This window comes from Burkholderia latens (genome assembly GCF_902499045.1).
In the GTDB taxonomy this organism is placed as follows: domain Bacteria; phylum Pseudomonadota; class Gammaproteobacteria; order Burkholderiales; family Burkholderiaceae; genus Burkholderia; species Burkholderia latens.
Map to the genome: position 1 here is coordinate 37135 of NZ_CABVPL010000008.1, position 13664 is coordinate 50798.

General features: G+C 66.0%; 9 protein-coding genes. 8 read left to right on the forward strand and 1 reads right to left on the reverse strand.

All coding sequences use genetic code 11. From position 1 onward, the window contains the following. The first annotated feature begins 11 nt into the window (after positions 1 to 11). From ugpB to ugpQ, 5 genes are all read left to right on the forward strand, one after another. A complete protein-coding gene (gene ugpB, locus BSE24067_RS08290) occupies positions 12 to 1346 on the forward strand; it encodes a sn-glycerol-3-phosphate ABC transporter substrate-binding protein UgpB (protein ID WP_151066552.1) in 1335 nt (444 codons plus the stop codon). A gap of 97 nt (positions 1347 to 1443) precedes the next feature. Continuing rightward, positions 1444 to 2328 (forward strand): sn-glycerol-3-phosphate ABC transporter permease UgpA, encoded by an 885-nt coding sequence (gene ugpA / locus BSE24067_RS08295; protein ID WP_151066554.1) that lies wholly within the window; start codon positions 1444 to 1446, stop codon positions 2326 to 2328. Beyond that, complete coding sequence (ugpE, locus tag BSE24067_RS08300; protein ID WP_151066555.1) at positions 2325 to 3170, forward strand: sn-glycerol-3-phosphate ABC transporter permease UgpE; 846 nt, start codon at positions 2325 to 2327, stop codon at positions 3168 to 3170. The genes ugpA and ugpE overlap by 4 nt, the downstream gene beginning before the upstream one ends. 31 nt (positions 3171 to 3201) lie before the next feature. Then, entirely contained in the window at positions 3202 to 4287 is a 1086-nt protein-coding gene (locus tag BSE24067_RS08305; RefSeq protein ID WP_151066556.1) for a sn-glycerol-3-phosphate import ATP-binding protein UgpC, read from the forward strand. A 37-nt stretch (positions 4288 to 4324) separates the two neighbouring features. Beyond that, the gene (ugpQ, locus tag BSE24067_RS08310) at positions 4325 to 5089 is read left to right on the forward strand and encodes a glycerophosphodiester phosphodiesterase (protein WP_151066558.1); all 765 of its coding nucleotides are present in this window, start codon (positions 4325 to 4327) and stop codon (positions 5087 to 5089) included. A gap of 165 nt (positions 5090 to 5254) precedes the next feature. On the opposite strand, the gene BSE24067_RS08315 is transcribed toward ugpQ, so the two are convergent. After that, positions 5255 to 5986 (reverse strand): OmpW/AlkL family protein, encoded by a 732-nt coding sequence (locus BSE24067_RS08315; protein ID WP_151066559.1) that lies wholly within the window; start codon positions 5984 to 5986, stop codon positions 5255 to 5257. A 193-nt stretch (positions 5987 to 6179) separates the two neighbouring features. Between BSE24067_RS08315 and BSE24067_RS08320 the strand changes: the two genes are divergently transcribed. The 3 genes from BSE24067_RS08320 to BSE24067_RS08330 all read left to right on the forward strand — a co-directional run bounded on the left by BSE24067_RS08320 (position 6180) and on the right by BSE24067_RS08330 (position 13438). Further along, a complete protein-coding gene (locus tag BSE24067_RS08320; protein ID WP_040143092.1) occupies positions 6180 to 6893 on the forward strand; it encodes a transposase in 714 nt (237 codons plus the stop codon). 289 nt (positions 6894 to 7182) lie between these two features. Beyond that, a complete protein-coding gene (locus BSE24067_RS08325; protein WP_151066561.1) occupies positions 7183 to 11886 on the forward strand; it encodes a glutamate synthase-related protein in 4704 nt (1567 codons plus the stop codon). A gap of 85 nt (positions 11887 to 11971) precedes the next feature. Continuing rightward, positions 11972 to 13438, forward strand: coding sequence for a glutamate synthase subunit beta (locus tag BSE24067_RS08330; RefSeq protein ID WP_151066563.1), 1467 nt, complete (start codon positions 11972 to 11974; stop codon positions 13436 to 13438). Positions 13439 to 13664 lie beyond the last annotated feature (226 nt).

Consider the following 13664-nt stretch of genomic DNA (forward strand, 5'->3'; position numbering starts at 1 on the left):
GAGAGAGGTCGATGAAGAAGAAGCCCGCGGGGACCATGATTCGCTCGATCGCGCTGGGCGGCGCGTTGATGTTCGGTGTGCAGCATGCGGCGCTCGCCGCGACGGAGATTCAGTTCTGGCATGCGATGGAGTCGGCGCTCGGCGAGCGCGTGAACGAGATCGCCGCGCAGTTCAACGCGTCGCAGAGCGACTACAAGATCGTGCCGGTCTTCAAGGGCACCTACGACCAGGCGCTCGCGGCGGGCATCGCCGCCTATCGCAGCGGCAACGCGCCGGCGATCCTCCAGGTCTACGAAGTCGGCACCGCGACGATGATGCAGGCGAAGAAGGCCGTCGTGCCGGTGTACGACGTGTTCAAGCAGGCCGGCGTGCCGCTCGACGAAAAGGCATTCGTGCCGACCATCGCGAGCTACTACACCGATGCGAAGACGGGCCATCTCGTGTCGATGCCGTTCAACAGCTCGACGCCGGTGCTGTACTACAACAAGGACGCATTCAAGAAGGCCGGGCTCGACCCGAACCAGCCGCCGAAGACGTGGGCCGACGTGCAGGCCGCCGCGGAGAAGCTGCGCAAGTCCGGGATGGCGTGCGGCTTCACGACCGGCTGGCAGGGCTGGATCCAGCTCGAGAACTACAGCGCATGGCATGCGCTGCCGTTCGCGAGCCGCAACAACGGTTTCGACGGCACCGACGCGGTGCTCGAATTCAACAAGCCGCAGCAGATCGCACATATCGCGTTCCTGCAGCAGATGCAGAAGGACGGCACGTTCACGTATGCGGGCCGCAAGGACGAAGCGTCGGCGAAGTTCTACAGCGGCGACTGCGGGATCCTGACGACGTCGTCGGGCGCGCTCGCGAACGTGCAGAAGTTCGCGAAGTTCAGCTACGGCACCGGCATGATGCCGTACGACGCGAACGTGAAGGGCGCGCCGCAGAACGCGATCATCGGCGGCGCGAGCCTGTGGGTGCTGGCCGGCAAGGATCCGGCGACCTACAAGGGCGTCGCGAAATTCCTCGCGTTCCTCGCGTCGCCGCCCATCGCCGCGAAGTGGCACCAGGAGACGGGCTACCTGCCGGTGACGACGGCCGCGTACGACCTCACGCGCCAGCAGGGCTTCTATGCGAAGAACCCGAGCGCGGAAACCGCGATCAAGCAGATGCTCAACAAGCCGCCGCTGCCTTACACGAAGGGGCTGCGTCTCGGCAACATGCCGCAGATCCGTACGGTCGTCGACGAGGAGCTGGAGCAGGTCTGGGCGCAGAAGAAGTCGCCGAAGGACGCGCTCGATTCGGCCGCGTCGCGCGGCGACGAACTGCTGCGCCGCTTCGAGAAGTCGGGCGGCTGAGTCGCATCGCGTTCGTGCCGCCGGCCGCCGCGTCGCGCATGCGCGCGTGCGGGCCGGCGGCGCGGTTCCCCTTCCGTTTCGCCTCCGGACACCCGCGATGCAATCCCGTTCCCGTTTCGGTGCGAGCCTGCTGCCGTACCTGCTGATCGCGCCGCAGCTCGCGATCACCGCCGTGTTCTTCCTGTGGCCGGCCGGCGTCGCGCTGTGGCAGTCGACGCAGATGCAGGACGCGTTCGGCACGTCGAGCGAGTTCGTCGGCCTCGCGAACTTCACGCGCCTGTTCGCCGATCCGCTGTACCTGGACTCGTTCCGCACGACGCTGGTGTTCAGCTCGCTCGTGACGGTCAGCGGGCTCGTCGTGTCGCTGCTGCTCGCCGCGTGCGCCGACCGCGTGATCCGCGGCGCGCGCGTGTACCGCACGCTGCTGATCTGGCCGTACGCGGTCGCGCCGACGATCGCGGCCGTGCTGTGGGCGTTCCTGTTCAATCCGAGCATCGGCCTCGTCACCTACGCGCTCGCGAAGGGCGGCATCGTGTGGAACCACGCGCTGAACGGCAACCAGGCGATGTTCCTCGTCGTGCTCGCGTCGGTGTGGAAGCAGGTGAGCTACAACTTCCTGTTCTTCTACGCGGGGCTGCAGGCGATTCCGCGCTCGCTGATCGAGGCGGCGGCAATCGACGGCGCCGGCCCGGTGCGGCGCTTCTTCAACATCGTGCTGCCGCTGCTGTCGCCGACGAGCTTCTTCCTGCTGGTCGTGAACCTCGTGTACGCATTCTTCGACACGTTCCCGGTGATCGACGCGGCCACCGCGGGCGGCCCCGCGCAAAGCACGAAGACGCTGATCTACAAGATCTTCACGGAAGGCTTCCAGGGCCTCGACATCGGCAGCTCGGGCGCGCAGTCGGTCGTGCTGATGATCATCGTCATCGTGCTCACGGTGATTCAGTTCCGCTTCGTCGAACGCAGGGTGCAATACGCATGATCGAAAATCGCAAGGGCTTCGACCTGTTCTGCCACGCGGTGCTGATCGCGGGCATCGTGCTGATCGTGTTTCCCGTGTACGTCGCATTCTGCGCGGCGACGATGAACGCGCAGGAAGTGTTCACGATCCCGCTGTCGCTGGTGCCGAGCACGCATCTGTTCGAGAACATCGCGTACATCTGGGGGCACGGCAGCGGCGGCACGACGGCGCCGTTCGGCCGGCTGCTCGTCAACAGCTTCGTGATGGCGTTCGGGATCGCGGTCGGCAAGATCGCGGTGTCGATCCTGTCCGCGTACGCGATCGTCTATTTCCGCTTCCCGTTCCGCAACACGGCGTTCTGGCTGATCTTCATCACGCTGATGCTGCCGGTCGAGGTGCGGATCTTCCCGACCGTGCAAGTCGTGTCGACGCTGCACATGACGAACACGTACGCGGGGCTCACGCTGCCGCTGATCGCGTCGGCGACCGCGACGTTCCTGTTCCGCCAGTTCTTCATGACGCTGCCCGACGAGCTGATGGACGCCGCGCGCATCGACGGCGCGGGCCCGCTGCGCTTTTTCTGGGACGTCGTGCTGCCGCTGTCGAAGACGAGCATCGCGGCGCTGTTCGTGATCACGTTCATCTATGGCTGGAACCAGTATCTATGGCCGATCCTGATCACGACGGAGGCGTCGCTGTCGACGTCGGTGGTCGGCATCAAGACGATGATCGCGAGCGGCGACGCCGCGACCGAATGGCAATACGTGATGGCGGCGACGCTGCTGGCGATGATGCCGCCGCTCGTCGTCGTGCTGGCGATGCAGCGCTGGTTCGTGCGCGGCCTCGTCGATTCCGAGAAATAACCACAGACGGCAACCGGGAGAAGGACCAAGTATGGCTGCGCTGAGCTTGAAGGGCGTCAGGAAATCCTACGACGGCAAGCAGCACGTGCTGCACGGCATCGACGTGGAGATCGCCGACGGCGAATTCATCGTGCTGGTCGGCCCGTCGGGCTGCGGCAAGTCGACGCTGCTGCGGATGATCGCGGGGCTCGAGACGGTGACGGACGGCGAGATCGCGATCGGCGAGCGCGTGGTGAACGCGCTGGAGCCGAAGGATCGCGACATCGCGATGGTGTTCCAGAACTACGCGCTGTATCCGCACATGACGGTCGCGCAGAACATGGGTTACGGGTTGAAGATCCGCGGCATCGATCGTGCGACGATCGACGCGCGAGTGGCCGCGGCCGCGAAGATCCTCGAACTCGAACCACTGCTCGCGCGGCGGCCGCGCGAGCTGTCGGGCGGCCAGCGCCAGCGCGTCGCGATGGGCCGGGCGATCGTGCGCGAGCCGTCGGTGTTCCTGTTCGACGAGCCGCTGTCGAACCTCGATGCGAAGCTGCGCGTGCAGATGCGGCTCGAGATCCAGCGGCTGCATGCGCGGCTCGCGACGACGAGCGTGTACGTGACGCATGACCAGATCGAGGCGATGACGCTCGCGCAGCGCGTGATCGTGATGAACCGCGGCTACGCGGAACAGATCGGCGCGCCGGTCGACGTGTACGAGAAACCGGCCACGGTGTTCGTCGCGGGCTTCATCGGATCGCCGGCGATGAATCTGCTGCATGGGCGGCTGTCCGAGGATGGCGCGACGTTTACGGTCGCGGGCGGCGGCCCGGCGCTGCCGGTCGCCGGCGCGCCCGGCATCGGCACCGCGATCGCCACCGGCCGCGACTGGGTGCTCGGCGTGCGGCCGGAGCACATGACGCCGCAGCCGGGCGTCGCGCAGGCCACGCTGCCGGTCGACTCGTGCGAACTGCTCGGCGCGGACAACCTCGCGCACGGCCGCTGGGGCAATCACGACGTCGCGGTGCGGCTGCCGCACGCCGATCGTCCCGCGCGCGGCACGGCGCTGGGCGCCGCGTTGCCCGCGCACCGGCTGCATTTCTTCGACCCAGAGACCGGCAAGCGTGCCGGCTGACCCTGACGAACCCGCTGAACGCGTGAAGAGGCTCACGATGACGACCCGCTCCGACTGGCCCTATCCGCGCGTCGTCGCCCATCGCGGCGGCGGCACGCTCGCGCCGGAAAACACGCTCGCCGCGCTCGACGAGGGGGCGCGGCGCGGCCACCGGATGGTCGAGTTCGACGCGAAGCTGTCCGCAGACGACGTGACCTTTCTGCTGCACGACGACACGGTCGATCGCACGTCGGACGGCCGCGGGCCGGCCGCAGGCATGCGTTATGCGGCGCTGGCCGCGCTGGACGCGGGCGCGTGGTTCGACGCGCGCTTCGCGGGCGAGCGGATGCCGACGTTCGAGGCGGCCGCCGCGCGCTGTATCGCGCACGGGCTCGCCGCGAACGTCGAAATCAAGCCGTGCCCGGGCCGCGAGCGCGAGACCGGGCGCCGGGTGGCGGCGGACGCGGCCGCGTACTGGCACGGTGCGGCCGTGCCGCCGCTGCTGTCGTCGTTCTCGTTCGATGCGCTCGAACAGGCGCGCGCGACCGCGCCCGCGTTGCCGCGCGGAATGCTGTACGACGCGATTCCGCACGACTGGCGCGCGCAGGTGGTCGGCGCGCTCGACTGCGTGTCGTTGCACGCGAACCACGAGGCGCTCGACGAACCGCTCGTGCGCGCGATCAAGGCGGCCGGGCTGCGCATCCTGGTTTACACGGTGAACGACCTCGCGCGGGCGCGCGAACTCGTGCGTTGGGGCGTCGATGCGGTCTGCACCGACCGTATCGACCTGATCGGCCCGACCTCGCTCGACGACGTCGTGTAACGCCGCGCATCGGGCAAAAACGTGCCCGGGAACGTGCCAGACGCGAAAAAACGACGCCCCGGCGGGCTTCCGACCGGGGCGTTTCGCATGGCGGCGACGTTACTCGAGGAAAAATCCGCTACAAATTGCAGCAGGATTAACCATTCCCCAAATATTCGACTACGCTTAGAAGCGGTAGCCGACGTTCAGGTACGTGACGATCGGGTTGAGCGAGATATGGGCCTTCGACGTCTCCGTCAGCGTGCCGACCGGCGTGCGGCGGGCCGTCGTGAAGGTCGCGGTCACGCTGACGGGGATGTACGACAGCGACAGGCCCGCGAACCAGTGTTTCGTGAAGTTGTACGTGAAGCCGGCGTTGAAGACGGGCGCCCACTGGTTGCTGGTGGTGGCGCTGGTCGGGCCGCCGAGCACGCCGTTCTCGAACGCGCCGTTGGTGATTTTTGCGCCGGTGAACCAGACGTACGTCGCGCCGATGCCGACATACGGACGGAACTTCGCATTGGCGTCGTTGAAGTGGTAGCGAAGCAGTACGGCGGGGCTCCACTGGTACGCACGGCCGAGTACGCCGAATCTTTCGAACTGACCCTTGCCGGTGATGTCGAACTTCGGCGGTATCCCCATGACGAGCTCGGTGGAGATATGGTCGGTGACGAAGTAACCCGCTGCGAGCCCGAGCGTATCGGCGTCGTTGATGCCGGCGCCGGTGTTGGGAATCGACTGATTGATGGGCGTGCCGCCCACGCCGTAGACGAACAGCGGGTCGCTGCTGTCCTGCGGCGAAAGGTGCAGCCAGCCGGTGCTGACGTAGAAATCACCTGCAGATTGTGCGTGTGCCGCACCGCCCGCGAATGCGAACGCGAGCGCCGCGGCCCCCGTAATGGCCAGTTTTCGTTTCATTGTGTCTCCTCCGATCAAAGGCGTGCTCATTATGACGACTGCGTTTAAAACCAAACAAGCTCGTAAGTTAGAGCTTTCACCCTAGGATTCGCACGACCGTACGCTTTCGCGCGCCGCAGGGACAGGCATTCTACGCAGGTGCGCAATTTCGGACCTCCGGGTATTTCCTAACGCGTTCAAACGGACATTCAGCATGGCACGGTTAGCACGACTCTACGTTCCCGACCAGCCGCAGCACGTGATACTGCGCGGCCTGGATCAGCAACCCGCGTTCGTCGACGACCAGGACTACGAGCTCTTCATCGATTGTCTGAAGGCCGCGGCACGCGATCACCACCTGTCGGTGCATGCCTATGTGCTGCTCCCGCGGCAGGTGCAACTCCTCGTGACGCCGAGCGACGAAGCAAGCCTGCCGAAGGCGATGCAGGCAGTCGGCCGCCGCTACGTCGCGCATTTCAATCGGCGCTATTCGCGCCGCGGCACGCTTTGGGAAGGCCGCTATCGCGCGACCGTCATCGAAGGCGAGCGCTATTTCCTGCTCGCGAGCCGCGTGGTCGAGATGAGCCCGGTACGCTCGCAGCTCGTCGCAACGCCGGACGCCTATCGCTGGTCGAGCTACCGGCACCACGTCGGGCTCACCGTCGACAGCCTGATCACCGACCATCCGCTCTACTGGGCGCTCGGCAACACGCCGTTCGACCGTCAGCGTGCGTACAAGGAGTTGTGCGAGCAGCCGCTCGACGAGCGGCAGGCTGACCAGCTCCAGCAGGCGACGTTGAAGGGATGGGTGCTGGGCGGCGAAAACTACCGCGAGTGGGCGGCGCGCACCGCGAATCGCCGCGTGTCGCCGCTGCCGCGCGGACGCCCCAGAAAGGTGCGTGAGAACACACCGCCGATCCAGCAGTAAGCCGGGAGAGGCGGGCCAGGAGGCGGCGCTGCGGGCGCCGCTTCTTTTTGCACCAAAATGATACGCCCCCAATAAAACGGCACCAGTTCAAGGCGTGGATTTAATTGGGGTTCGATCAAGCGGTTTTTGTTGCTATTCCTTTGATTCGTCGCGTATATTCCGAATTCCGGTGGCCCCGGGCGAACTGCGCCCACCCACTGTCGGCCGTGCCGTCTCCCGTCGGGAGCGGGAGCGACGGCAATAAAAAATGGTTCAACGGCCCTCGAGGCCCCTTTACGACGGTGTCCCCATGAACGACCACCAGCAGCCGCTCGCCGCGGTGCCCGCCGCACAAGGTCTGTACGACCCGCAAAACGAACACGACGCCTGCGGCGTCGGCTTCGTCGCTCACATCAAGGGCAAGAAGAGCCACGAGATCATTCAGCAGGGTCTGAAGATCCTCGAGAACCTCGATCACCGCGGCGCGGTCGGCGCCGATCCGCTGATGGGCGACGGCGCCGGCATCCTGATCCAGATTCCGGACGCGTTCTATCGCGAGGAAATGTCGAAGCAGGGCGTGACGCTGCCGCCGGCCGGCGAATATGGGGTCGGCATGATCTTTCTGCCGAAGGAAAACGCATCGCGTCTCGCGTGCGAGCAGGAGCTCGAGCGGACGGTGCGGGCCGAAGGCCAGGTCGTGCTCGGCTGGCGCGACGTGCCGGTCGATCACGCGATGCCGATCTCGCCGACGGTCAAGGCGAGCGAGCCGCTGATCCGCCAGATCTTCATCGGCCGCGGCAAGGACATCATGGTGACGGACGCGCTCGAGCGGAAGCTGTACGTGATCCGCAAGACCGCGAGCCACCGCATCCAGGCGCTGAAGCTCAAGCACGGCAAGGAATATTTCGTGCCGTCGATGTCGGCGCGCACGGTGGTGTACAAGGGGCTGCTGCTCGCGGGCCAGGTCGGCGTGTACTACCGCGACCTGCAGGACGAGCGCGTCGTGTCGGCGCTCGCGCTCGTGCACCAGCGCTTCTCGACCAACACGTTCCCGGCGTGGGAGCTCGCTCACCCGTACCGGATGATCGCGCACAACGGCGAGATCAACACCGTGAAGGGCAACGTGAACTGGCTGAACGCGCGTACCGGCGCGATCGCGTCGCACGTGCTCGGCGACGACCTGCCGAAGCTGTGGCCGCTGATCTACCCCGGCCAGTCGGACACCGCCTCGTTCGACAACTGTCTCGAACTGCTGGTAATGGCCGGCTACCCGCTCGTGCACGCGGTGATGATGATGATCCCGGAAGCGTGGGAACAGCACACGCTGATGGACGAGAACCGCCGCGCGTTCTACGAATACCACGCCGCGATGATGGAGCCGTGGGACGGTCCGGCCGCGATCGCGTTCACCGACGGCCGCCAGATCGGCGCGACGCTCGACCGTAACGGCCTGCGTCCGGCGCGCTACATCGTGACCGACGACGACCTCGTCATCATGGCGTCGGAAGCCGGCACGCTGCCGATCCCCGAATCGAAGATCGTCAAGAAGTGGCGCCTGCAGCCGGGCAAGATGTTCCTGATCGACATGGAACACGGCCGCATCATCGACGACAAGGAGCTGAAGGACAACCTCGCGAACGCGAAGCCGTACAAGAGCTGGATCGACGCCGTGCGCATCAAGCTCGACGAGATCGAGCCGAAGGCCGAGGAAGTCGCGGCCGGCCGCACGCAGGGCGCCGCGCTGCTCGACCGCCAGCAGGCGTTCGGCTATACGCAGGAAGACCTGAAGTTCCTGATGGCGCCGATGGCGCAGCAGGGCGAGGAGGCCGTCGGCTCGATGGGCAACGACTCGCCGCTCGCGGTGATGTCGAACAAGAACAAGACGCTCTATCACTACTTCAAGCAGTTGTTCGCGCAGGTCACGAACCCGCCGATCGACCCGATCCGCGAGAACATGGTGATGTCGCTCGTGTCGTTCATCGGCCCGAAGCCGAACCTGCTCGACACGAACAACATCAACCCGCCGATGCGCCTCGAAGTGTCGCAGCCGGTGCTCGACTTCAAGGACATCGCGAAGATCCGCGCGATCGACCAGTACACGGGCGGCAAATTCAGCGCGTACGAGCTGAACATCTGCTATCCGGTCGCATGGGGCAAGGAAGGCATCGAGGCGCGCCTCGCGTCGCTGTGCGCGGAAGCCGTCGACGCGGTGAAGTCCGGCTACAACATCCTGATCGTGTCGGACCGCAAGACCGACGCCGAGCACGTCGCGATTCCGGCGCTGCTCGCGACGTCGGCGATCCACACGCACCTCGTCCAGCAAGGGCTGCGCACGAGCACGGGCCTCGTCGTCGAGACGGGCTCCGCACGTGAGACGCACCACTTCGCGCTGCTCGCGGGCTACGGCGCGGAAGCCGTGCACCCGTACCTCGCGATGGAAACGCTCGCGAAGATGGCCGAAGGGCTGCCGGGCGACCTGTCGCCGGAGAAGGCCGTCTACAACTTCACGAAGGCGGTCGGCAAGGGCCTGCAGAAGGTGATGTCGAAGATGGGCATCTCGACGTACATGTCGTACACGGGCGCGCAGATCTTCGAAGCGCTCGGCCTGTCGAGCGACCTCGTCGAGAAGTACTTCAAGGGCACGGCGTCGAAGGTCGGCGGCATCGGCCTGTTCGAAGTCGCGGAAGAAGCGATCCGCCTGCACCGCGACGCATTCGGCGACAGCCCGGTCCTGCGCGACATGCTCGACGCAGGCGGCGAGTACGCGTATCGCGTGCGCGGCGAGGATCACATGTGGACGCCGGACTCGATCGCGAAGCTGCAGCACGCGACGCGCAGCAACTCGTACCAGACGTACAAGGAATACGCGCACCTGATCAACGACCAGACCAAGCGCCACATGACGTTCCGCGGCCTGTTCGAGTTCAAGGTCGAGCCGACCAAGGCGATCCCGATCGAAAACGTCGAGCCGGCGAAGGAAATCGTGAAGCGCTTCGCGACCGGCGCGATGTCGCTCGGCTCGATCAGCACCGAAGCGCATGCGACGCTCGCGATCGCGATGAACCGGATCGGCGGCAAGTCGAACACCGGCGAAGGCGGCGAGGACGAGAAGCGCTACCGCAACGAACTGCGCGGCATTCCGATCAAGTCGGGCGAGACGCTGAAGTCGGTGATCGGCGATGAGATCGTCAGCGACATTCCGCTGAAGGACGGCGATTCGCTGCGCTCGAAGATCAAGCAGGTTGCGTCGGGCCGCTTCGGCGTCACCGCCGAGTACCTGGCATCGGCCGACCAGATCCAGATCAAGATGGCGCAGGGCGCGAAGCCGGGCGAAGGCGGCCAGCTGCCGGGTCACAAGGTGTCCGAATACATCGGCAAGCTGCGTTACTCGGTGCCGGGCGTCGGCCTGATCTCGCCGCCGCCGCACCACGACATCTACTCGATCGAGGATCTGGCGCAACTGATCCACGACCTGAAGAACGTGAACCCGAGCTCGAGCATCTCGGTGAAGCTCGTGTCGGAAGTCGGCGTCGGCACGGTCGCGGCCGGTGTCGCGAAGGCGAAGGCCGATCACGTCGTGATCGCCGGCCATGACGGCGGCACGGGCGCGTCGCCGCTGTCGTCGGTGAAGCACGCGGGCACGCCGTGGGAACTCGGCCTGGCCGAAACGCAGCAGACGCTGGTGCTGAACCGCCTGCGCGGCCGCATCCGCGTGCAGGCCGACGGCCAGATGAAGACGGGCCGCGACGTCGTGATCGGCGCGTTGCTCGGCGCGGACGAATTCGGCTTCGCGACGGCGCCGCTCGTCGTCGAGGGCTGCATCATGATGCGCAAGTGCCACCTGAACACGTGCCCGGTCGGCGTCGCGACGCAGGATCCGGTGCTGCGTGCGAAGTTCAAGGGTCAGCCCGAGCACGTCGTGAACTACTTCTTCTTCGTTGCCGAGGAAGTGCGCGAGATCATGGCGCAGCTCGGTATCGCGAAGTTCGACGACCTGATCGGCCGCGCCGACCTGCTCGATACGCGCAAGGGCATCGAGCACTGGAAGGCGAAGGGCCTCGACTTCTCGCGCGTGTTCTACCAGCCGGAAGAATGCGAGGACGTCGCGCGCCGTCACGTCGACGTGCAGGATCACGGCCTCGAGCGCGCGCTCGACCACGTGCTGATCGAGAAGGCGAAGGCCGCGATCGAGAACGGCGAGCATGTGTCGTTCATCCAGCCGGTGCGCAACGTGAACCGGACGGTCGGCGCGATGCTGTCGGGCGTGATCGCGAAGAAGCACGGCCACGATGGCCTGGCGGACGACGCGGTGCACATCCAGCTGAAGGGCACGGCCGGCCAGAGCTTCGGCGCGTTCCTCGCGAAGGGCGTGACGCTCGACCTCGTCGGCGACGGCAACGACTACGTCGGCAAGGGCCTGTCGGGCGGCCGGATCATCATTCGTCCGACCAACGACTTCCGCGGCAAGTCCGAGGAAAACATCATCTGCGGCAACACGGTGATGTACGGCGCGATCGAAGGCGAAGCCTTCTTCCGCGGCGTGGCGGGCGAGCGCTTCTGCGTGCGCAACTCGGGCGCGACGGCGGTCGTCGAAGGCACGGGCGACCACGGTTGCGAATACATGACGGGCGGCACGGTCGTCGTGCTCGGCGAAACCGGGCGCAACTTCGCGGCCGGCATGTCGGGCGGTCTCGCGTACATCTACGATCCGGAAGGCACGTTCGCGGCCAAGTGCAACAAGTCGATGGTCGCGCTCGAGCCGGTGCTGCAGCAGGCCGAGCAGGAGCGCACGGTCGACCGCGCGCTCTGGCACGAGGGCACGACGGACGAAGCGCTGCTCAAGGGGCTCGTCGAGCGTCATTTCCAGTTCACGGGTTCGCCGCGCGCGAAGTCGCTGCTGGAAAACTGGGACGCGGCGCGCCGCCAGTTCGTGAAGGTGTTCCCGCACGAATACAAGCGCGCGCTGGGCGAGATCGGTGCGAAGAAGGCGGCGAAGGAAGTGCTGGCCGCCTGAGCGACGAACGACATAGCGACTGCCGCGCGCGCCTGATGGCCGCGCGCGGCTCCCCCACCCGATACACCGAACAGAAGAGCACCTTATGGGCAAGGCAACCGGTTTTCTGGAGTTCGAACGCCGCCACGAGGCGTACGAAGCACCGCTCACGCGCGTGAAGCACTACAAGGAATTCGTCGCGGCGCTGACCGACGCGGACGCGAAGATCCAGGGCGCGCGCTGCATGGATTGCGGCATCCCGTTCTGCAACAACGGCTGCCCGGTCAACAACATCATCCCGGACTTCAACGATCTCGTTTACCGCCAGGACTGGCAGCAGGCGATCGAAGTCCTGCATTCGACCAACAACTTTCCCGAGTTCACGGGCCGCATCTGTCCGGCGCCGTGCGAAGCGGCGTGCACGCTGGGGATCAACAACGATCCGGTCGGCATCAAGTCGATCGAGCACGCGATCATCGACAAGGCGTGGGCCGAAGGCTGGGTGAAGCCGCAACCGGCCGCGCACAAGACGGGCAAGAAGGTCGCGATCGTCGGCTCGGGCCCCGCGGGCCTCGCCGCCGCGCAGCAGCTCGCGCGCGCGGGCCACGACGTGACGGTGTTCGAGAAGAACGATCGCGTCGGCGGCCTGCTGCGTTACGGGATCCCCGATTTCAAGCTCGAGAAGTGGCTGATCGATCGCCGCATGCGCCAGATGGAAGCGGAAGGCGTGACGTTCCGCACCAGCGTGTTCATCGGCAAGGATCCGCTGCCCGAATCGATCGGCAACCTCGCGAAGGAAACCATTTCGCCGGACACGCTGAAGGAAGAATTCGACGCGGTCGTGATCGCGGGCGGTTCGGAAACGCCGCGCGACCTGCCGGTGCCGGGCCGCGAGCTCGCCGGCGTCCATTTCGCGATGGACTTCCTGCCGCAGCAGAACCGCGTGAACGCGGGCGACAAACTCACCGATCAGCTGCTCGCGAAGGGCAAGCACGTGATCGTGATCGGCGGCGGCGATACGGGTTCCGACTGCGTCGGCACGTCGAACCGTCATGGCGCGAAGCAGGTCACGCAGTTCGAGCTGCTGCCGCAGCCGCCGGAAGAGGAAAACAAGCCGCTCGTGTGGCCGTACTGGCCGATCAAGCTGCGCACGTCGTCGTCGCACGAGGAAGGCTGCGAGCGCGACTGGGCGGTCGCGACGAAGCGCCTCGAAGGCAAGAACGGCAAGGTCGAGAAGTTGATCGCGGTGCGCGTCGAGTGGAAGGACGGCAAGATGCAGGAAGTGCCGGGCTCCGAGTTCGAGATGAAGGCCGACCTCGTGCTGCTCGCGATGGGCTTCACGCAGCCGGCGGCGCCGGTGCTCGACGCGTTCGGCGTCGCAAAGGACGCGCGCGGCAACGCGCGTGCGGCGACCGAAGGCGAGCGCTCGTACTACACGTCGGTCGACAAGGTGTTCGCGGCAGGCGACATGCGCCGCGGCCAGTCGCTCGTCGTATGGGCGATCCGCGAAGGCCGCCAGTGCGCACGCTCGGTCGATGAGTACCTGATGGGGCATTCGGAATTGCCGCGCTGAGCTGAAGCGCGAGCGGGTTTTGACGAAAGCCGGGCGTCCGAAAGGGCGTCCGGTTTTTTTGTGGCCGGCAATCACCGAGCCGCCGCCGAGCCGGTGGTTGTTACTGCAGACGCCGCCATTTTCCCGAAGCGTCGGCTAACCTGATCGCATCGGGCATCGATTTTCCGCGTTCCTCGCTTCGGTTCGCTTTGTAATAATCATTGAAAACCGTCATAGCGTGCCGCCC